Source organism: Flavobacterium branchiicola, assembly GCF_018383905.1.
GTDB classification, from domain to species: Bacteria; Bacteroidota; Bacteroidia; order Flavobacteriales; family Flavobacteriaceae; genus Flavobacterium; species Flavobacterium branchiicola.
Map to the genome: position 1 here is coordinate 349547 of NZ_JAGYWA010000002.1, position 22419 is coordinate 371965.

The window sequence follows — 22419 nt, forward strand, 5'->3', positions numbered from 1 at the left end:
CTTTTTGTTTCATCTTAAATCATGCATTATGAAAGCTTCACAAAACTTTAAGACCGCTATAGAAAATTACCTCAATCAGACCGCCCTTACCGATATTGTCTTTGCAAAAGACTTCGCCAAGGAATCGAAAAACTTGGAAAACTGTTGCAATTACATTTTTGGCGAGGTAAAAAAAACAGGACTGTGCGCCTTTGACAATCAGGAAATATTTGACATGGCGGTCAAATATTACACCGATGACAGCATCGGACAGCCTCAGCCCATTAATTGCAGGGTAGTGGCTAGTCCGCCTGCAAGGGCTGATTTGTTTACTACTATGCTCGAACTTCCGCAGAATACAGTTGTTGCAAAAACGGAAGTCATTACTCCCAAAGCCGAATCAAAAATCTTGACACTCTTTGACCTATGATACCTAAAACTATCATCGAAAAACAGATAACGTCCCTTAGTGAGACCCTTTTGCCTGTTTCGCAGAAGATGCAGGTTTGGGCAGAAAAAAACATTTTCATCAAATGGGGCGTGCTTTCAAGGGGAAAATTCCACTGCCTTGACTGTTCACACTCCTGGAAGCCTGATGCACAGAAAGCATCCTGCCAAAAATATATCAACTGTACAGCATGCAGTGGCAAGTTGAAAATGCAACAATATAATCAGGTGCATTTCAAAGAAATAGAATATTTCGCTGTTTTGGATGTGTGCGGAGGATTTCAGGTGGTGCGCATCATCTGTTCGCACAAGGACATGAAAAAGAACTGCATGCCGACTTATTTTCATAAGGAAGTGATGCAACATTGGATTAATGAAAAAGGGGAGGTGAGAACGCTCTCGCTCGGCACCAACGTTTTCTCAAATGCCTATGATGCTTGGAAATATTATACTTCCCTTGAAATCCGCCCGAAAAGTTTTGAGGATTCTCCCAAATACCGCATCAATCCTTATAAGGTTTATTCGTCTTCAAAGGCGGTTTCCATCCTGAAAAGAAACGGCTTCAAAGGCAGTTTCTACGGCATCGCCCCTCAGGTGCTTTTTACAGCTCTCTTGAAAGATTCGTATGCCGAGACGCTCTTTAAAACTGGACAGACAGATTTTCTTAAGCATTACCTGCTGTCGCGCGCGCAGTGCATCAGGGAGAACTGGCAGGCAGTTAAAACTTGTTTTAAAAACAATTATAAGGTGTCAGATTTTACCCTTTGGGAAGATTACATCTCACTGCTCAGATGGTTCAAAAAGGATTTAAGTATTCCCCAGAATGTCTGTCCTGAAAACTTAGCTGAACAGCATGACAGGCTAGTTGAGCGCAAACGCAGGATTCAGAGACGTCTTAAAATAAAGGAACTCCGCTCGGAAATACAGCAGGCGCAGATGATATATGAAGAGCAGAAAAAACAGTTTTTCGGACTCGAGTTCACTAGGGAAAATCTCAGCATAAGTGTCATGGAGAGCGTGCAGGATTTTCTCGAAGAGGGCGATATGCTCCGCCACTGCTTATTTACCAACGAATACTATAAAAAGAAAAACTCTCTTATCCTTTCGGCTAGATACAAAGATAATCCTGTAGAGACTATAGAGGTAGCACTTCCCTCACTGGAAATAGTGCAGTGCAGGGGAAATAAAAATAAGGAGTCCCCGCATCACAAACAGATTCTAAAACTTTTGAATCAGAACCTGTATCAGATTAAAAAGCGGATAAAAAATAAAAAAGCAATCCGAGCCGAAAATTAGTTTTCGGCTTTTTTTATGTGAAATTTCGGCGAGCAGACACTTAAAGGCGGGGATATTGTCTCAGGGGTTCAGGCTTAATTTCAGAACAAAGTTCGGGAAGGAAAGGCGGTTCGCTGAAAAAAATTCCCCCATAAATGCAGGTGAAAAACCTGCTTTATTGCGTTGCTTTTTTCGCTCGCTTTCTCATTCCCGGCCGAGGTTCCATAATTAATCTTAAAACTTTAGAAATCATGGAAACTTCAAAAACACTTCAGAACTGGAATCAGGTAGCAGAAATTGAATTGGTCTACAAAACAAAAGTAAAAGCATCCGAAAGACCTTTTATAAATTCTTCCAAAATGGCTTACCAGCTGGCGCTCCAGTCCTGGAATCCTGATACAATAGAATTTTTCGAGCAGTTTAAAATCATGCTTTTAAATCAGTCCAATAAAGTGCTTGGCATTTACGAAGTGTCTTCTGGAGGTATTTCCGGCACTGTGGTTGACCTCAGACTAATATTTGCAGCAGTACTTAAAGCAAATGCAGTATCGCTGATTATGATTCATAACCATCCCTCAGGACAGATTAAACCTTCGGAAGCTGATATACAGATAACCAGAAAAGTCAAAGAGGCCGGCAGCATTCTCAATATTACACTGCTGGATCATATCATCATTACCCCTGAAACCTACTATTCCTTTGCAGATGAAGGAGCTTTTTAGCTCCTTCATAATAATTAATACTAGAAAGTGGCATAAGGATAGCTATATTTAAGAAGAGCTATTTGAATAATGCGTACAAAGCTATTATAGTCCCAATGATGCCGGCTACCCATGAAAGTATTTCTATGAAGGAAAGTGTTTTTGGAATCAGCTGTTTTTTTTCTTTTTCTTTTTCAGGTTCGATCAATAGTACAACTTCATTTCGTAAAGATTTTAATAACCCCTTTAAATCAAATACTCCATTTTTCCATGCTCGCTTTATATGCTCACGATCGGTAGTTGCAATTTTAAAATCACCAATTTTGGTATCAAAATCAATTTTATTCCATCCATGAATATAATCTTCTCTGCCTTGAAATTTTACATTAATAAATGCTGCTGCCTCTTTGAGTATATCATCTAATTCTTGATAAGTTTCGAGCAGTAACGCTTTGTCTTCTTCAGTAAATTCGTAGCCTATTTCTGCAGCTCTCAAATGCAGTATTTCAGGAAGATTATCTGTCCGTTTTAAGAGATTGTCAATTATTTTTAAGTCGTGTCGTGTCATTTAATTGTTATGAGATTCCTATTTAAATTCTCTAATTCTTACTATTTCGTCTTCAGAATATTGTCCCCAATTCCCTTGATTTTTAGAGTACATATTAGAATTCAGCAGATTTTGTGATGTATCACTAAGTATTCTTTTTAAGTCATCAATGTCATGAATGTCTGAGAAAGAATTGTCAGTTAAGCAGATATTTCCAAACTGTTTACCAATTGCTTTCCCGTAAGGATAACTTATTGTTTCATGGTCAATAATTCCGAAAACATACTCCCTAATTGAACCGCATTTCTGAAGTGATATTTTTTTCGGCAGTGATTCATCAGCCGCCTGAAGAACAAAATCTTCAACAGATAAAATTTCATTATCAGGATCAATTACTGAGGACGCACCGAGAAGAAAAGGAATTGTCAAACCATTTTCAAAATAATTATTATCGTAAAAGTGGCACAAAACTTTGAACCATAGAGGGGTGTTTTCCATATTTTTTTTAAAAGTATTTTTGATCTGTCCAGAAAAAAAATGCCAGTTCAATTTTTTCTATGGACATTCTCACATCATCATCAAGATATTTTGAAGTATCAGAGGTTAAATAATCCAGGCCGGTTCTAGTGCACACTGCTTTATTTATGATTCCCATGTAAGATGCAGAAACAGTCTTTTCATCAATAAATTTAGTTAATTCTGCATCTCCAGTCGTTTTTATTTCGAAATAATTTTCATTATACTCATCAGGAAAAGAAATCATTTCATGATTAATAAGTTTCCGGTTAATATAAAATACTCCGTCATCTTTTAATAAATGCGTAAAATCCTTTTCATGATAAGCATAATTATCATAAATCCATTTTCTCTGCTTGATCAGCCATAACCTGAAATTTACATAATCGGCTGGAATTGTATCAAAAGTGTTCAGCCATTTTACAATTTCAGAGGATTTTCCAAAAACTGAAAGCCTGACTTCAAAATCCTGCATCTCCCATCCGATGGTGAAAGAAATGGTTTTGTTTAATGTTTTATTTTGGATTTGAAAAATTGTTTTAAATGCCTTAATGGTTTTGTGCACTAAGAATGGTGTATTGTCCGAACTGTGCAGAATAATAGGGTAGTTGGTATAAAAATCGAATGGTTTGATGAAATTAATTTCATCTGGATAGTCTATTTTACTGCCGTTTCTTTTTAAATATTTTTCAATTTCAATAATATCATATTCTAAAACGCTGATGGAGTCACCGTTTTCACGTCCAATAATATCGGGACGAATTACCTTTCTTTCGAAAGAATTATAATCACTCTGCTTGGGATGATAAGAGGTAAATAATCTTATGCCGTCTTCTGGTTTAATTTTAGCAGGCAGATATTTTAAAACCCCGTCTTGAATTTTGACTGGATTTTGAACGTTTTCATATTCTTCTTTAGCACCAAAATACTCAAATAGTAAAGGATTTCCTTTGTAATAAAGGATGCATAATTTTTTCCAGTCAGAAAGCTTAAGTTTTCCGTCTATCCTGAAAAGCTTTTTGTAATCGGTATTTTTTCCCGCTTTTTTGATATTGGTTTCCCAACGCTGTAAAATTTGTTCCTCGGTGTATACTCTGACTGCTCCGTCGAAATGATTGAATTCTTTTTTTTCATTATCGTATATGGAATGTATGTATCGGCACCCATATAATTCTTTATCTAGACCCAAAGAAGGTTTTTCTCTGATTTCTTCAATTTCAAGGGTCTTTTCAGATGCATCCGTTTTCCACCAGAATTCAGTTCCTAATATATTATTATAGAACTTTTGCTCTTCATTGGATTCATATCTGGTAACCTGATCAGGAAGACTGGATATATCATCATTGAATTTTGGCCCCCACCAGTAGTCATGTTCGAGAAACCCCATATAGGTTTTTGATAATCCGATTAAATCGGGGTCAATGGAAATTCTGAGTTTTATCTCTTTATTTGAATTTAAACGTATGAATTCATCAATGAAATAGGTGTTAAAGTTGTTCAACAGGGAAAGATTTCTACTGAAAAATTGATGGCAGAAAATACAGAAATCTGAACTTTTACTTTTGAAAATTCCCGAACCTTTATATTCAAAATGAGCTAGGATATCATCCAGATAAACCAGACCTGATTTATCTGGATTGGAAAAAAGATCTGGAAATATTTTAGAAGTGATGTCCGGCAGGTTATAAGATACAGTTCCTTTGTGAATAAATTTCCCTTCTGGTGAAAAATTTTCGCCCAGCAGTATTTTAAATTCATCAATGTACTCTTTGCAGGAATTATAATTAACATATTGCCAATAGTCTTGTATTTTGGGATAAATTAAATCCCTATCTTCAGTATTGCTGCACATATTAAAATTCCCGACTGTTTTGCTGATTTTTGGTTCTATTAATATGCCAAAGGGAAAAATCCATCCCAGCGGTCTGTGAAAATCATGATCAATTAAAGAAGGCATGCCTTTAACTGCTGTTTGTGCAATACCTCCTTCGAGAGCCTCAAATGTAATTACTGTTCCGTCTCTGTTCACTGAATCAGAACTTAATATTCCCAGGTAATTATGCATGTTTTTTTGAATATGTTATTGATAAGATAAGGATGGATGGTGATGTAAATGTCTACGGTAAAAACGTTATCAATGCGATACATCAAATTGGTAAAAAATTTTGATTATGGTTCGACTAGCCATTTTGTACAGCGTTATGCAATTCATTTAATTCTACTTATCACTATCTGCCTTTTCCATTGACCACCTGTGATAGGAACATATTTCTCCATCATATGCTTCTTCAATATCTAAAGAAGTTCCACAAACTGCGCATGTCTTGCTCTCTTGTTCATAACCACAAGCAACACAGCATTCCTCAGAAAAGACAAATGTCGATAGTCCGCATTCTGGACAATCTGTATACGGGTCATCGCCCCCATCCGTAGCAGCTAAATATGCCTCTGCAGCAAGTTCTTCATTAACACATTCCTCAATTACATCAGAGAAGTCGAATTCCTTATTGCATTTTTTGCAGCATAATGGCAAATCTTCGCTCGGTTTATATTTTTGGACATCAAAGGCATGTATTAGATCTGATTTACAGGAAGGGCAACGAATGGTATTCTTTGCCTCACTAAGGACAGAGTAGGTCCAATCCACTTTCAAAAGAGATTGTTCACTCTGCAACTTTTCTTTTTCATAAACCTCTTCTGTTTCTAGAAAAATATCCCACTCGACTTGTCCCAAAAGGATAATAGGCTCTTCTTTTAGATAATGTATGCAAAAATCTCTTATGATACCAAAAGATTTTGATACGACTTCATTGATAACTGATGAGGGCTTTTCTGTATAATAGTGTTCGATGTTATTGCGGAGGTCGTTTATCTCATCAAATACTTTCCAGTCAACTATAATTCCTAACCCCTTAAAGCGTTCTTTTATTTGTTGAACGTCCACAGTTTTTTTTCCTTTTCCTTGAAAAGTTAGTTGCCCGTCGCAATCAAACATAGGAAAGATCATTTGTTTTATTAGTACTTCATCACTATTTCCAGGAGACTTGCGTCTTAATTGTTCTTTAAAGAGAAGCAACATTCCTGCAAAAATATTTCTTATAGCGGATTGTGCTCTCCGCGGATCTTCACTTTTAAAATCTTCAAGGCCAATTTGTATTGCTTCCACCGCATTTTTAAGTATTTTCATTTTAATTTCAGATAGTTTGATGAATAAAAAAGTAATTAAAGACATTAAAAAATTATCATAGCATTTTTGTGTACGATTGCCTCATAACTTTAAAATTTAAGAAGCCTGCTTTTTTTTAGAATTTTGTCGCAAATCTAGTAGTAAAAATGCGTATTTATACGCGTGCTGGTTGTTGGAATAAATGTAAATTTGAAATTCACTATTATGAATATATAAAGCAGTCATACTGGAAATAAATGGAATTCTATTTGCGAGTTATGCTTTAAAAAATGTTTCGAACTACCAGTAAAATAGAATAGAAATTAGTAACTTATATTAGATTTAAAATTGAAGTAGTTAAATTTCCAGATATAATGAAACCTTGGTTTTCCCTTATAAAAAAAAATAAATGATAAAACTAAATAGAGCTGTAGCTCCTGACTTATTTTTGAGCTCAAGATTTGCTGAGGCTAAAGCTGAACTACAAGAAAATTTTCATAAAAATAACAGACAAGAACGAGTTCGGTTTGATGATAAATTTAATCGAGAAATTAAAAAGTATCTTATGTACACTTTTCACGAGAAATGTGTTTACTGTGAGACAAAATTAGGTGTTTCTGATTCTGGGATATTGGATTCATTTCGTCCAAAAAGTGGTGCCAGGGGGCTTGATAAAGCTAAATACGCCCCATCGCATTATTGGTGGTTGTATCACGAGTGGGATAATATGATGTTAAGTTGCAGTACTTGCGGGGTTAAATATAAAAGAGATTTTTTTCCATTAGAAGATGAGAATTTGAGAGCTCGAACTGGAGCGAAGGGAGCTGAATTATTGAATGAAAGGGCACTGCTTATTGATCCTTGTCAAGAAGATCCTGAAGAACATTTATCATTTTCTCAAGATGGCGCAGTTAATGCTCTGACTCCTAAAGGACAGGTTACAATAGAAGTTTTAGGGCTTAACCGACAACCTCTTCAGGAAAAAAGAAAAAATGCAGCGCAAGAATTAGTCTTTAAGCTAAACCTTCTTAAATCTAAACGTTTTGATTATAAGCTTACTTTGTCTTTAGTCGGATATGTGAATGATTTGTATTCTGGTGAAGGGATTGAATACATTGCTGTTCAAAAAGCAGCCTTTGGTAGATGGTATGAGGAAAATGGCCACAAGTGGAAGGTCCTAAAAGCAAAAGTAGAAAATAATAGCTCTCAAGTGACTCGTTCTATAATTCAAAAAACAGCCAGTGACCAGCAACTCGCCGAGATCAGTGAAACGTTTAATGAATTTAAAAGGTTTTCGATAAAATCGTTTACTATAATAAATTTTAAATCTATTAAAGAGCTTACGATAGATATCCTTCCCAATGGAACTAAAAACGAAGAATTACAAAGAGAAGCTTGGTTACTTATCTTGGGGGATAACGGTATAGGTAAAAGCTCTATACTTCAGGCTTTGAGTTTAGCACTATGTGGCAGGAAGCAGCTACTAAAACTGGATCTAGACGTGGCAGATTTTTTAAGAAGAGGAGAATCAAGTGGTAGTGTAACTATTCAAAGTTATGAAAGTGACAATCAAATAAAACTTAGTTTAAGTGCAAACGGTTTTGATTGTAATATTGATGTACCGCCTACTTACATTATGTCATACGGTTCAACAAGGCTACTTCCTAAAAAAGGTATTGTTCCTGATTCTGAAAAGGAGCCATTTACCAATGTAAGAAATCTATTTGATTATACTGTTTCCTTAGAAGATCCTAATTTATGGCTTGGTAATCTTGCCGAAGATGAATTTTTAAATAGGGTCGTTCCAGCTTTTTATGATGTACTGGCTTTAAAAGGAGATGACAAGCTATATAGAAAGGATGGGACAATTAACATAAGTCACTATAAAAATGAAAATGAATTAGAAGACAGTAGTGACGGTTATAAGACAATAGTTGCACTCGTTTCGGATATTATGCAGACTCTTTCTTCGGATTTGGCAGGTTATCATAATACAAATGGCATTGTTTTTATTGATGAGATTGGAAATCATTTGCATCCGCGTTGGCGAGCCAGAATTGCCGGTGCGCTTAGAAATGCATTTCCAAATTTGCAATTCATTGTCACTTCACACGAGCCTTTATGTCTTAGAGGACTTTCGCATGGGGAGGTAGTTGTCATGGTAAGAGACAAGAAACACCAGGTGCAATGTCTGGATAAAACAATGCTTCCGGATCATAGTTTGATGAGTGTAGAGCAATTACTAACATCTGATTTGTTCGGACTGATAGATGGAATGGATAGTGATGCTGAGAAAAGTTTTGAGGAGTATTATGATCTCCTAAGTAAACGAAGTGATAACATTAGTGATGATGATCAAGCAAAGATTGAAATACTACGTACAGAACTCAATACCAAAGGGCTTCTTGGGAATAATCTAAGAGAGCAGGTGTTGTTTGAAGCAATTGATTCAACAATTGCCAAGAAAATGAGGGAAGAAGGATTTAAGGCAAAGGAGATTATAAAAGATGAAACAGTGGCCTACGTAAAAAATTTGATTCAAAACGATTATAAGGACCTTTTATGATTAGTATTGTAAGAACCCCGGCACCAGATTTTTTGGTGGACCAAAACGGGAAATGGTTTAAGGAAACAGAAAGAGCAATTGAACATTATAATAATAAAAATGAAGGTTCTTTTGAATTTAGCCTTTATAATGATAAAAAAGTTAAGGATGAATTAAAGAAAATATTTGTAAAATGTGCTTATTGCGAAAGTTCTTATGGTGCTGTATATGACGGCGATGTAGAACATTTCAGGCCAAAGGGACGTATAAAGGAAAAAAATCCTGCTACACCAGGTTACTATTGGCTGGCCAATAATTGGGATAATCTTTTTTTGGCATGCCAACATTGTAATCAAAGAAGAAAGCATATACTTTATGGACAAACTGATGAAAGCGGTTATGGCAAACTGGACCAATTCCCATTGATTTCTGAAGCAGATCGTCTTATCGATCATCAACATAATGATTTAGTATTTAAAACTGAAGAAGATTCCAGACTTCTTATTGATCCTTGTAGAGATGATCCGAGTATTCACTTCCATTACGAAAATACAGAAGCAGTCATAGTTCCTTTGAGTGAAAAAGGAATATTTTCTATCAATATATATGTTTTACAGCGGCCTTTACTTGTAAAAGAACGTAAGAAACATATGCTTAAGCTTTTTGGTCAAATAAAATGTGTAACAAGAGAGTTAGAAAGACTTAATAGAGATATTAATGATCAAATTCAAAAAGACATTTTTACAGAAGAGTTCAATAGACTTATGGAATATTCAGATGATAAGGCTGTGTATGCGGGTATGTGCCAGTTTTTTATCAATAAATTTCTAGAAGATAATAATTTATTATAGTTTAATATTTATGGTTAGTCCAAAATGGATTAATAAAATAATGGAAAAATAGGCTTCTTGAGTATGGGTAGGTGCGATTGTATTTAGTTAAATTGCGATTTTCAATTATTTTTTCAGCACTACTTTTCTGTTATAAGAGTCTCTTTATTGGAGTGTTTATAAGTTATAATTATAAAAAAAAATAGACTAGTGGAAGATTTTTTATTTTTGTTTAAAAAAATCTTCCAATATTTGATACTGATATAGTTGAATTTTATATATTTGTGGAAGAAAAAAAACAAACATATAGAATATTATGGCGGAAAGTATAGATAAATTGTCTAATGATTTTCTTCAATTGGCAAGAATTGCTTTAACAGGAAGAGCTCAGGATATACATTTACTGATTCATCGTGCTACTAAGAATTTAAAAGGGGATTTTCCTGATTTGGCGGAGAATTTAGTTTCGTTGCTGAATGAATCTCCTACAAGAGCTACGCCTCTAAGAAAAAAAGCTGAAAGTCCTTTGCCGGTAGATCTGGATTCAAGATTGCAATTGCTGCGTGTAGAAAAAGGTACGTTAGATCATGAGATAATACTAAGTGAAACTCTACAGAATTCTTTAAACCAGATTATTGGTGAAAGAAAAAAAGTTAAAGCTTTACTTAAGCATGGATTACATCCGACTAAATCAATGTTGTTTACTGGTCCTCCGGGAGTAGGTAAAACTATGGCGGCTAAATGGCTTGCAGATCAATTAGGTTTACCATTGTTAATTCTTGATCTAACAGCAGTAATGAGTAGTTTTTTAGGTCGGACTGGTAATAACATAAGATTTGTTTTAGATTATGCTAAGAATACGGATTGTGTATTGCTATTAGATGAAGTTGATGCAATAGCAAAAAGGAGGGACGATAATAGTGAAGTAGGAGAATTAAAAAGATTAGTTACGGTTCTGTTGCAAGAAATTGATGATTGGCCATCTTCAGGGTTGCTAATAGCTGCTACAAATCATGCTGACTTACTTGATCCTGCTGTTTGGAGACGTTTCGAAATGATATTAACTTTTGAAAATCCAACAGAAGAGCAGATTGCTTCTATGGTCAGTATTTTATTGAAAAATGATTCTAGTATATCACAAGAATGGTTTAAGATTTTTGGAATAGCCTATAGTGGTAAGTCATTTAGTGAAGTTGAGAGATTGATTAATCTTGCCAGGAAAGCATCGGCAATAAATGATTCTTTATTAGTTGATGAGCTTAAAAAGCAACTTTTTTCGGGTGATTTGCACCATGCCAAGAAATTATTATTAGCAGTAGAATTAATTACCAAAGGTGGGTTTTCACAAAGACAAGCGCATGAATTAACAGGTATAGCAAGAGAAACAATAAGAAAGAAAATGGCAAAATAAATAGTTATCTTAAAAACAGAAAATCATGAGCAAAAGAAATTTTTTATTAGGTAAAGGTGAACGGCTAACCGAGCCAGTAATTGTCCCGTCAGGCGGAGCGGCAAAAGAGAGTCCTTACACTTTTTATGAGGCAAAAGAGCGCTTACAACCTATGCTTGATAATTTAGCTGATAAAGTAAGATCTTTGCCTGATGAAATCTGTCCGGGAGGATTGACAGTAGCAACAATAACTTTAAATCCTGAATACATAGCTAAGTCATACCATCCTTCGGAATTATTACGTTCGGTAGGTCTCACGTCAATTGGTAGCAGGAAAAGGAATATAATTCCGGAAAAGAAAAGTAAGAATAGAGAACCTTTATCAGCTAGTACTACAGAGTTATTCGTTGTAGGTCAAAAAGCAACTTTTATACGATGGGCAAGCCAATTTAATACTTGGGATCAAACCATGCCTGGTGCTAATCAAATTGTAGAAATTGAACAAATTAATTTCTTGGATTCTGAAGATAAGTTAAAAAGTATTTCTTCTGGTAAGGACGAATCTGTATTTGAAATTGTTCTTCATGGCGTCGAAGATCATTTAGAAAATGCATATCTAATAGCGTTCAAAAAATACCTATATTCGTTAGGTGTTGAAGCTTCTTTTGATAAAAGGTTCTTTGCCGGTAAATTGATTTTTGTTGAGTTAAAAGCTCCTTCTTCATTGGCAAATGAAATTGCAAAATTTAGCTTAGTTAGAGTTGTGCGCACAATGCCTTCTTTAAGGTTGCTAAAGCCAATTTTTAGATCCTCAGGTATAAGTAGTGGAAAAGTGCTTTATCATGATTTGACTCCTTTGGATTCGACTACAAAAACTGCAATTTTTGATGGAGGTATTCCTGAAGATCATCCTATTTGTAAATGGGCTACACCTCATGATACCAATGGCTGTGGCCCCTCGGATCCTGAATTAGAAGAACATGGAGTAAGTGTAACGTCTGCCTATCTTTTTGGGCACATTATTCCTGGTAAAGTATTACCTAGACCATATTCTTATGTTGATCATTACCGGGTACTTGATAAGCTACCTGGTCAAAATCCGTATGAACTGTATGATGTACTGGACCGAATTATCGACGTTTTATCAACTGCAGAGTATGATTTTATAAATTTAAGTTTGGGGCCAAGTTTACCAATTGATGATGATGAAGTACATGCATGGACTGCAGTACTTGATGAATTTCTTTCAAAGGGTTCTATACTTGCTACAGTTGCTGTTGGTAATGACGGAGAAGGAGATCCTACTATTAATGCTAATAGAGTTCAAGTTCCTTCAGACTGTGTAAATGCATTAGCTATAGGAGCATGCGATACTCCTGATCAATTTTGGGCAAGAGCTTCCTATAGTTCAATAGGACCAGGTAGAAGCCCAGGGCTTATTAAACCAGACCTAGTTGATTTCGGAGGATCTGTTGGCAGGCCTTTTCTTGTGACTGATTTGGATGGAATCAATCTATTGCAGACGGGTGGAACTAGTTTTGCAGCTCCAAGTACATTAAGACTTGCATCAGGAATTAAAGCTCATTTTGGCAGTTCTTTAAATGCATTGGCAATTAGAACCTTGCTTATTCACAGTTCTGAAGCTTCTGAACTTCCGAAATTTGAAGTTGGATGGGGTCGAGTTGCAAGAGATTTAGAAAGCATAGTGGTATGTGAAGACCATGTAATGAGGGTGGTATATCAGGGCAAAATTAGTGCTGCAAAATATCTACGAGCACCGATTCCTTTGCCACCTGGAGCAATTGCCGGAATGGTGAAAATAAAAGCTACTCTTTGCTATGCAACTCCCGTTGATCCTCATTGTCCAGATAATTATACTCGGAGTGGTTTAGAGCCGTTTTTTCGACCAAATAAAAATAGGAAGCGCAAAGTTGAAAAGGGAGAAGCTGAACCGATGCATGCTTTAACAAAACCCTTTTTTGCTAAAGCTAGAAAAGGCTTTGAGACAGAAGAAGATCTGAGAACAGATGCTTTTAAATGGGAAAATTGTATGCATTACGAAGGCAGGTTTCATGGAAGTTCACTTGATGAACCTCTTTTTGATATTCATTACAATGCTCGTGCAGAAGGACATAATGATACAAGGGTACAGGAATTAGATTATGCACTGGTAGTAACAGTTGAAGCTCCGAAAGTAAAAGACTTATACGATCAGGTGGTAAGGAGATATGCTACACAACTTGAGCAACTACAGCCTGTTATAGATATTCCAGTCCGTACTTAAGAAGTTTTAAATTAAAATAATAGAGGAATAAGCCAGTTTTTATCCGCAGTTTAGCAGCAATTAATATTTAATTCATCTCTTATTTCCCGCTGTAAAGATTGCAGGGGTGTCTCGCCTGAATCTCCTTTCCCACGGGCAAGATACCATATCTTTGTATTATAAGATACAATCTAAGCGTCAGCTAAAATTTTCAAATCTTCCAGTAAAAGGTTCGAATTTTTGCCCAATAAGGGTCGGATTAGGATAAAAAGTTCTCATTTAATATTTTTGCTTTTTCTACTCAGTACCAGCTTTCTATAAATAGATTGGATTTATTTTGTACCTTATTTGTACCATATAACTGTAATATGCTGATATTCAATAGTTTTATTTTTGAAGAAGTTAAGTAATTCTTTAGTACTAAGTAATTAGTACAAAGTATTAAGATAGAAAACCGAGTCAGAAATGACTCGGTTTTTTTATGGGTTATTTTTACGATTAGTTTAAACCCGACAGGTTTTTAAAACCTGTCGGGTTTGTTATTTAGATTATAAATTCAGATATTCTTCTATGTAACTTTGGTTCTCCTTTTGATTGTGAAAGGTTTTTAAATCTTCAATGTTTTCAAATAATGAGATCACTTTTTCGCGTTTTAGTTTTGTTGGTTTTTCAGAAACACATGTTTGGTATGAACTCCATGGATATTCAATAGGATGTTCACAAAAGCCATGGTTTACAGGGTTGTTATGAATGTATTTTATAGCAGAACGTAAATAGAAATCATTATCAATTAATTTTCGTTTAAATGGGCGTTCAAATAATGAGCCATGTCTATTGTAGCCTTTGTTGATAGCTTTGGTGTACGCATTAAATAGATTGCCAAAGGACTGATGAGGAGGAATAATTTCTTTTAGTTTGTCTTTTGATTGGTTTTGAATAATTTCTTCATTGGTTTTAATTCTTACCAGTAAATGAAAATGATTTTTTAATAAACACCACGCATATGTTTCTGCAATTGGATCAATATGCTTGTTGTATAACATCAGGAAATATTGATGGTTTCTATTCTCTTTGAATAAGTTTTCGCCGTTAATTCCGCGGTTATAAATATGGTAAAACTTTCCAGCTTCAAGTGATTCAATGATTTGCATAGTATTTATTTAGAACCCGACAGGTTTTTAAAACCTGTCGGGTTTATTTTTATTAAAAGTAATAAAAATAGTACAAAAATTAAAACGATAGCATTTTAACAAACTGATAATTGTCATTTCCCATTTGGATTCTTTTTCGTAATATTACTACTGTAAATTTTCATGGATGAGAAAGATAAAATACAAGAAAGGGCGTAAACTGCAACATACTAGTTTAGAGTATACAGGATCTCATAAAGATCTTAAAACAGAAATGCAGCTTTTTGTATATAATGACCAAGAGATAACAGAATACGAGAAGTTTAATCCGTCAGCTTTAAATTCTTGTTTTGATTATACCAGAAACAACTGGCTAAACATCCACGGATTAAACGATATTGATCTCATAAAAACAATCGGCGAACATTTTAAGTTAGACGATTTTTTACTGGCAGATATTTTAAACACAACAAAAAGAACTAAACTGGAAGAACAGCAAGGTGTTTTGTTTTTTAATATAAAATCACTTTTGCCATCAGAATCTTCGGATGATCTTAAAGTAGAACAACTTAGTTTTATTTTAAAAGACGGAATTTTAATTTCATTTCAGGAAAAACGAAGTGATTTCTTTGCTCATATACGCGAACGCCTGCGTACTCATGCAGGAATTGTAAGAACAAAAAAAGTCGATTATCTGCTCTATTTATTATTAGATGCTGTAATGGAGAATTTTTACATTACGATTGAAGATGAAGAAAATAACATTGAAGAATTAATCAACCTGACTAAAAAAGGAGCAGATCCAATTATATTAGAAAAAATTGAAAATCATCGCGATAACTTTAATTTTTTAAAGCGATCTATTGTTCCTCTAAGAGATTCATTATATTATCTAAAAACGATTAAAGATGATGATGCAAATGGGCTAATTCAAAAGGATACCTTTAATTTCTTCATCAGATTGCATCAAAAAAGCTTAGAACTTTTAGAGCAAATAGAATCAGATATGAGTTCACTGGAAAGTGCGTCTAATTTTTATTTTTCGGAACAAAGCCGAAAAATGAATGAGATTATGAAGACGCTCACCATAATTTCAGCCATATTCATCCCTCTTACTTTTATTGTGGGAGTTTACGGTATGAACTTTGAATATATGCCGGAATTAAAAGAAAGAAATGGTTACTTTATAGTAATGGGGTCTATGCTTTTTCTGGTAATAGCCTTAATTATATATTTCAAAAGAAGACGTTGGTTTTAACGTTTTAAAATTTATAAAATAGTAAAAATCTAAATCATGAGTAAAGCAATATATATAGCCACAAGTGATCAGAATAGTGGTAAATCGATAATTACACTCGGTCTGATGAGTATTTTGATTGGTAAAACTGCCAAAGTTGGATATTTCAGACCTATAATCGAAGATTTTGTCGACGGAGAGCAAGACAATCATATTGAAACTGTTTTGTCTTATTTTAACCTTGATATTAAGTTTGAAGATGCATATGCCATCACCAAAAGTAAATTGATCAAGAAAAAGAATAAAGGAAAAATAGGAGAGGTTCTGGATCTGATTATTGAGAAATATAAAAAACTCGAAGAAAACTTTGATTTTGTTCTGGTTGAAGGAACAAGCTTTACAGGAGAAGGAACTTCAATCGAACTGGATTTGAATGTTTTAATTGCCAAAAACCTCGGAATTCCAACTATAATTGTAGGCTCTGGAGTTGGTAAAACCTTAGAAGAATTGGTTGATAGTTTGTATTTGGTTTACGATTCATTTAAAGTAAAAGAAGTAGAAGTTTTATCGGTTTTTGCTAATAAAGTACAACCGGAAAATATCGAGTTGGTAACCAAAAGTCTGCAGAAAAGTTTACCTGCAAATGTGTTGGTTAATACGATTCCGCTAATATCAAGTTTAAACAATCCTACAATGCAGGAGATTGTAAATGAACTTAATGCTAAAGTATTGTTTGGAGAGAACTATCTAAATAATGAAATTGGACATTATAGTGTTGGAGCGATGCAATTGCACAATTATTTAGTTCACTTGCATGACAATGCACTTGTAATTACTCCGGGAGATCGCTCAGACATTATTTTAGGTGCATTACAGGCTAATGAATCGGCAAATTATCCAACAATATCAGGAATTATACTAACTGGAAATATTGTTCCGGAGGAAAGCATTTTAAAGCTTATAGAAGGACTTTCTGCTATCGTGCCTATTATCGCTGTTGATGGGGGAACTTATCACATTACCAACCGAATTGGAGCCATTAGATCGGAGATTTATGCTAACAATACCCATAAAATTGAAACTTCGATAAATACTTTTGGTAAATATGTAGAAATTGAAGCTTTATCACAAAGAGTAATCACTTTTGTAGTGGAAGGAATGACACCAAAAATGTTTCAGTACAATATGGTGAAAAGAGCCAAGCAGCATCGCAAACATATTATATTACCGGAAGGAAATGATGACCGTATTATTATGGCTGCATCACGATTATTAGATATGGATGTAGTTGATATTTCGATTATTGGTGACAAAAAGCAAATTGAAAGTAAGGTAACAGAACTGGGACTTACTTTTGATTTTGAAAAAGTAAATATTATAAACCCAAAAGAATCACCTCTTTACGAAGATTACGCCAATACTTATTACGAGCTAAGAAAAGCTAAAAATGTAAGTATAACTATGGCAAGAGATTTAATGGAAGATGTTTCGTATTTTGGTACAATGATGGTGTATAAAGGTCATGCAGACGGAATGGTTTCCGGTGCAGCACACACTACGCAGCATACCATTTTACCGGCGCTTCAATTTATTAAAACCAAACCAAATTCGTCTGTTGTTTCTTCGGTATTTTTTATGTGCTTAGAAGACAGAGTTTCTGTTTTCGGAGACTGTGCCATCAATCCAAATCCAACAGCGGAGCAATTGGCAGAAATTGCAATTTCATCGGCAGAATCAAGCGCTGCTTTCGGAATTGAACCAAAAATAGCTATGCTCTCCTATTCATCAGGAGCATCTGGAAAAGGGGATGAGGTTGATAAAGTAAGAACTGCTACCGAAATTGTAAAACAAAAACGTCCGGACTTAAAAATAGAAGGGCCAATTCAATATGATGCTGCCGTTGATCGCGAAGTTGGAAAAAGCAAAATGCCGGATTCTGAAGTAGCAGGACAAGCAAGCGTACTTATTTTCCCTGATTTAAATACCGGAAACAATACCTATAAAGCGGTTCAAAGAGAAACCGGGGCTTTGGCAATAGGACCGATGTTACAAGGTCTAAACAAGCCTGTAAACGACTTAAGCCGTGGTTGTACAGTAGATGATATTATAAACACAGTTGTAATTACAGCGATCCAGGCACAAGGATTGTAATTAATTATGAATTGTTAATTATGAATTATAAATTATTTTTTTGAGCTTTTAAAAAAAAACTCAGCACCTTAGAAACTTAGCACCTTAAAAAAAAAATGAAAATACTAATTATAAACTCAGGAAGTTCTTCAATAAAATATCAATTAATGATTATGCCTTCAAATGAAGTAATTTGTAGCGGTATGATTGACAGAATTGGATTAGAAACTTCAAATATTACATTTAAAACATCATCTCATTCACAGGAAGAAACATTACCAATTCCGACTCATAAAGTAGGTTTACAAAAAGTAGCCAATATGCTTTTAGATGCCGAGAAAGGTGTAATTAAATCAACATCAGAAATTTCAGCTGTTGGTCATCGTGTAGTGCATGGCGGAAGTGATTTTAGTGATACAGTAAAAATTGATGATAAAGTAAAAGCCAAAATCAAACAGCTTTTTGAATTGGCACCTTTGCATAATCCCGCGAATTTAGAAGGAATTAATGTTGCAGAAGAGATTTTTAGTTCAGCAGAGCAAATTGCAGTTTTCGATACTGCTTTTCATCAGACAATGCCTGAAGTAGCTTATAAATATGCGATTCCGAATTATCTTCTAACGGAAAATAAAGTGCGTGTATACGGTTTTCACGGTACTAGTCACAAATACGTTTCTGAAAAAGCAATTAACTTTTTAGAGAAAGGTGCTAATATTATTACTATTCATTTAGGAAATGGCTGTAGTATGGCAGCCGTTAAAAACGGAAAATGTATTGATACTACAATGGGCTTTTCACCGTCAAATGGGTTAATAATGGGAACCCGTGCAGGAGACATTGATCAGTCCGTTATCTTTTATATGATTAAAAATCTTGGGTATACTCCCGATGAGGTTAATGCAGTTTTACTTAAACAAAGCGGAATGCTTGGTCTGACAGGTTATAGTGACTTACGAGATATTGAAGCGGAAGCTGAAAAAGGAAATAGAGAATGTCAATTAGCTTTATTAATGAATGCTTATCGAATTAAAAAGACAATCGGTGCTTACGCTGCAGCATTAAACGGATTGGACGCAATTGTATTTACTGCTGGAATTGGTGAAAATTCTTCACATATGCGTAAACTTATTTGTACCGAAATGGATTATTTTGGAATTCAGATCGATTTAGAAAAAAATCAAATTCGTTCTAAAGAAATCAGAGAAATCAATGCAACAAACTCATTAGTTAAAGTTCTGGTAGTCCCAACTGATGAAGAATATGAAATTGCCAATCAGGTTTATAATTTGCTTCAAAATTAAATTTTAAACGATTCTATATAACTAAGCTTCTCTATCGGGAAGCTTTTTTTACGCCTCCAAATTAAATATTTGTCAGTATCTTTGAATATAAAACCGAATATCTTGAAATCGATACTTTTAAAATCACTTTTCCTCTTTTTCATTGCTTTTCAAATTCAGGCACAAGAGTTGCTTCCTTTCGTCGAAAACTACAGTAAATCAGATTATCAGGGAGACAACCAAATATGGAATATTGCTCAGGGAAAAGACAAAGCAATGTATTTTGCCAATAATCACTATTTACTGCGATATGATGGCGTAATATGGGAAAAATATTCATTGCCCAATAAAACCATTATTCGTTCCATACTAATCGAAGGTGATCGAATATATTCGGGCTCTTATAAAGAATTTGGCTATTGGCACAGAGAAAATGGAGAAATGCACTATGTTTCAATCACTAAAAATCTCCGTTTATTTGATGAAAAAGACAATGAAGAAATCTGGAAAATTTTCAGGTTTAATGGGGCTTTATATTTTCAGTCTTTTAATGATATTTTTATTTATGACGGAAAGCATATTCAAAAAATTAAATTTCCATTTTTAATCTCCTATTGTTTTGCAGTCGATCAGAATCTTTACGTAGCTTCTGTAAGCAAAGGGATGTTTAAAATGAACGGTTCCAAAATTACTAATCCAAAAGGATGGAATGTTTTAAAAAATACTGTTGTTCATGCAGTCGAAAAGTATAAAGAGAAGACTTATATTTTTACACAGAAAAAAGGAATTTTTATTGTCGAAAGAGAGGGTTTAAAACCGTGGAATAATCCATTGAATGAAACTTTAAAATCAAATGGAATTAATGTTGCTAAATTTATTAAGAATGATAAACTGGTTATAGGAACCGGTAATAAAGGAGTCTTTATTTATGATTTAAGTAAAGATACTTTCAAGAATATCGATAGAAATAATGTTTTGATGAATAATTCCGTCTTAAGCATTGGTCTTGATAAAGAAGAAGATTTATGGCTTGGTCTGGATAACGGAATTGCTCATGTTGAGGTAAATTCGCCAATTTCTTTTTTTTATGATAATTCCGGAATTTTAGGATCAGTTTATTCGGTTGCGACTACCAATAAAGGATATCTGATCGCTTCAAACCATGGAATTTTTGAGTTCGATTCGGGAAATTTTAAAATGCTTTCTAATACACAGGGACAAGGCTGGAATATTACGAAAATTGGTGATAAATATTTAATTGGTCATAACGATGGAACTTTTTGTTATGAAAATGGCGCATTAACTAAAATTAATAATGTAAGCGGCGGTTGGAATTTATCCAAAAGTATTATTAATGACACCTATTTTCAATCTACTTATAGCGGAATTCTGGTTTATGACGATGTCTCAGATTTAAGAAAAACAAAAAAAATTAATGAACTCTCAAAACCAATTAAATATGTTGCACAAAATAAAAGAAATGAGATTTGGGCAGCAGATAATTATCGTGGATTATACAGGGTCCTTTTTGATGACAATTACAAAACCTTAAAAGTTGAAAATATTACACAACAGAGTAAAATAAAAAATGACTTTGGGGTTAAGATTTTTGAATTTAGAAAAGAGTTGCTTTTCCTGATAAATAATGTTTGGTACACTTTTAATTCTATTTCAAATAAATTAGAAGAGAATGTTTTATTCAATTCTAATTTTAAAAACATTTCTGATGTTGTCGCCATAGACGAAGATCATTTTATTGTGCTACAGGATGGGATTTTGTATCATATCTATGCGCAGGGAAATAAATTTTTATGGAACATAATTCAGGAGAAATATTATAAAGGAAAACTGATCAATGAAAACTTAAGAATTTTCAAAAGCAACAACCATTATTTAATGAATTTAGATGATGGATTTATTTCTCTTCAGTTAGGTTATGAGAATAAACAAAATAAAGGCGTCAAAGTCGAAGCTTATAATGAAAACACACTTTTACCAGACGATGGAAAGATTAAGCATAATACAGAATTAAAAATTAATGTTATCTCCGGAATTTATGGAGCCAGCAAGCCAAATTTATTTTATCAGATAAATAAAGGTAAAAATTACGTTCCAATTTCAAATGGAACAATAGTTCTGAATAACTTAAGCAGTGGTTCGCATTCTATTGTGATTTTTAAACACGACGGAGTAAATTATGATAAAGTTTCCAGTTTTGATTTTAGAGTATCACAACCCTGGTACTTTTCATTTTGGATGATTCTTCTTTATTTATTAGTAATAGGAGCAGTGCTGTTTTTTTATTATAAATGGAATAAACTACGTTATAGACAAAAGTTAAAGTTGCAGGCAGAAGAATTAAAGCATCAGCGCGAAATTCTGGAAATGGAGCTTAAAACAGAAAATGAATTAAATATTCAGGAATATGAAAAGCATATTCTGGAACTCGAATTGCAAACCAAAGCTTCAGAAGTAGCAGGAAAATCATTGTCTATCGCGAAGCAAAGCGAAATGATTGATAAGATTCAAAATATTCTGGAATCTGAGAAAGACTTCAATAAACTTAAAAGCGAAATTAAAAAAGCAATTAAGATAAATGAAGTGAATAAACATGAATGGGAGATTTTTGAAACCAATCTGAATCAAATTCACAATGAGTTTATCATTACCTTGTCTAAAAAGTATCCACAACTAACTCCAAAGGATATAAAACTGTGTGTTTATCTTAAAATGAACCTCTCTTCAAAAGAAATTGCACCTATGATGAACATCTCTTTTAGAGGTGTAGAACTGCACAGATATCGTTTAAGAAAGAAATTAAACCTTAATCAGGAAGAAAACCTGTCAAAGTTTTTATTAAGTCTGTAAGATTTGATTTTATTTTTTAAATAATTTATATTTTTTCAATTCATTCTTTATAGAATTACAATACATCATTACTACATCATAAGGTTATGTTAATGTAAATTTTTTGATAATTATA

At 34.0% G+C, this 22419-nt stretch carries 16 protein-coding genes; 11 read left to right on the forward strand and 5 right to left on the reverse strand.

Features of this window, described 5'->3' with window-relative positions:
- Positions 1-28 precede the first annotated feature (28 nt).
- From KHA98_RS05140 to KHA98_RS05150, 3 genes are all read left to right on the forward strand, one after another.
- Positions 29-409, forward strand: coding sequence for a PcfK-like family protein (locus KHA98_RS05140; protein ID WP_213255950.1), 381 nt, complete (start codon positions 29-31; stop codon positions 407-409).
- Positions 406-1722 (forward strand): PcfJ domain-containing protein, encoded by a 1317-nt coding sequence (locus KHA98_RS05145; protein ID WP_213255952.1) that lies wholly within the window; start codon positions 406-408, stop codon positions 1720-1722. Before KHA98_RS05140 ends, KHA98_RS05145 begins: the two co-directional genes overlap by 4 nt.
- 230 nt (positions 1723-1952) lie before the next feature.
- The gene (locus KHA98_RS05150; protein ID WP_213255954.1) at positions 1953-2423 is read left to right on the forward strand and encodes a JAB domain-containing protein; all 471 of its coding nucleotides are present in this window, start codon (positions 1953-1955) and stop codon (positions 2421-2423) included.
- 58 nt (positions 2424-2481) lie between these two features.
- Here the strand turns inward: KHA98_RS05150 and KHA98_RS05155 are convergent, their stop codons facing one another.
- The 4 genes from KHA98_RS05155 to KHA98_RS05170 all read right to left on the reverse strand — a co-directional run bounded on the left by KHA98_RS05155 (position 2482) and on the right by KHA98_RS05170 (position 6652).
- Positions 2482-2970 (reverse strand): hypothetical protein, encoded by a 489-nt coding sequence (locus KHA98_RS05155; protein WP_213255956.1) that lies wholly within the window; start codon positions 2968-2970, stop codon positions 2482-2484.
- Between the two features lie 18 nt (positions 2971-2988).
- Positions 2989-3447 carry a hypothetical protein gene (locus tag KHA98_RS05160; protein WP_213255958.1) on the reverse strand — a complete coding sequence of 153 codons (459 nt, stop codon included), beginning with the start codon at positions 3445-3447 and terminating at the stop codon, positions 2989-2991.
- 7 nt (positions 3448-3454) lie between these two features.
- Entirely contained in the window at positions 3455-5530 is a 2076-nt protein-coding gene (locus KHA98_RS05165; RefSeq protein ID WP_213255960.1) for a hypothetical protein, read from the reverse strand.
- A gap of 153 nt (positions 5531-5683) precedes the next feature.
- The gene (locus KHA98_RS05170) at positions 5684-6652 is read right to left on the reverse strand and encodes a hypothetical protein (RefSeq protein WP_213255962.1); all 969 of its coding nucleotides are present in this window, start codon (positions 6650-6652) and stop codon (positions 5684-5686) included.
- A gap of 388 nt (positions 6653-7040) precedes the next feature.
- Between KHA98_RS05170 and KHA98_RS05175 the strand changes: the two genes are divergently transcribed.
- The 4 genes from KHA98_RS05175 (at position 7041) to KHA98_RS05190 (ending at position 13680) form a co-directional block, all read left to right on the forward strand.
- Positions 7041-9197: an AAA family ATPase gene (locus KHA98_RS05175; protein WP_213255964.1), complete on the forward strand. Its 2157-nt coding sequence runs from the start codon at positions 7041-7043 to the stop codon at positions 9195-9197.
- On the forward strand, positions 9194-10027 hold the full coding sequence (locus KHA98_RS05180) for an HNH endonuclease family protein (protein WP_213255966.1): 834 nt from the start codon (positions 9194-9196) through the stop codon (positions 10025-10027). Before KHA98_RS05175 ends, KHA98_RS05180 begins: the two co-directional genes overlap by 4 nt.
- Positions 10028-10322: 295 nt before the next feature.
- The gene (locus KHA98_RS05185; RefSeq protein WP_213255968.1) at positions 10323-11417 is read left to right on the forward strand and encodes an AAA family ATPase; all 1095 of its coding nucleotides are present in this window, start codon (positions 10323-10325) and stop codon (positions 11415-11417) included.
- Between the two features lie 25 nt (positions 11418-11442).
- Positions 11443-13680, forward strand: coding sequence for a S8 family peptidase (locus KHA98_RS05190; protein ID WP_213255970.1), 2238 nt, complete (start codon positions 11443-11445; stop codon positions 13678-13680).
- Between the two features lie 527 nt (positions 13681-14207).
- Here KHA98_RS05190 and KHA98_RS05195 read toward each other — a convergent pair.
- Complete coding sequence (locus tag KHA98_RS05195; RefSeq protein ID WP_213255972.1) at positions 14208-14810, reverse strand: hypothetical protein; 603 nt, start codon at positions 14808-14810, stop codon at positions 14208-14210.
- 166 nt (positions 14811-14976) lie between these two features.
- On the opposite strand from KHA98_RS05195, the gene corA reads away from it, so the two are divergent.
- The 4 genes from corA (at position 14977) to KHA98_RS05215 (ending at position 22304) form a co-directional block, all read left to right on the forward strand.
- Complete coding sequence (corA, locus tag KHA98_RS05200; protein WP_213255975.1) at positions 14977-16047, forward strand: magnesium/cobalt transporter CorA; 1071 nt, start codon at positions 14977-14979, stop codon at positions 16045-16047.
- A 36-nt stretch (positions 16048-16083) separates the two neighbouring features.
- A complete protein-coding gene (gene pta, locus KHA98_RS05205) occupies positions 16084-18177 on the forward strand; it encodes a phosphate acetyltransferase (protein WP_213255977.1) in 2094 nt (697 codons plus the stop codon).
- A gap of 95 nt (positions 18178-18272) precedes the next feature.
- Entirely contained in the window at positions 18273-19457 is a 1185-nt protein-coding gene (locus KHA98_RS05210) for an acetate/propionate family kinase (protein WP_213255979.1), read from the forward strand.
- 102 nt (positions 19458-19559) lie between these two features.
- Positions 19560-22304, forward strand: coding sequence for a helix-turn-helix and ligand-binding sensor domain-containing protein (locus tag KHA98_RS05215; protein ID WP_213255981.1), 2745 nt, complete (start codon positions 19560-19562; stop codon positions 22302-22304).
- The last annotated feature ends 115 nt before the right edge of the window (positions 22305-22419 follow it).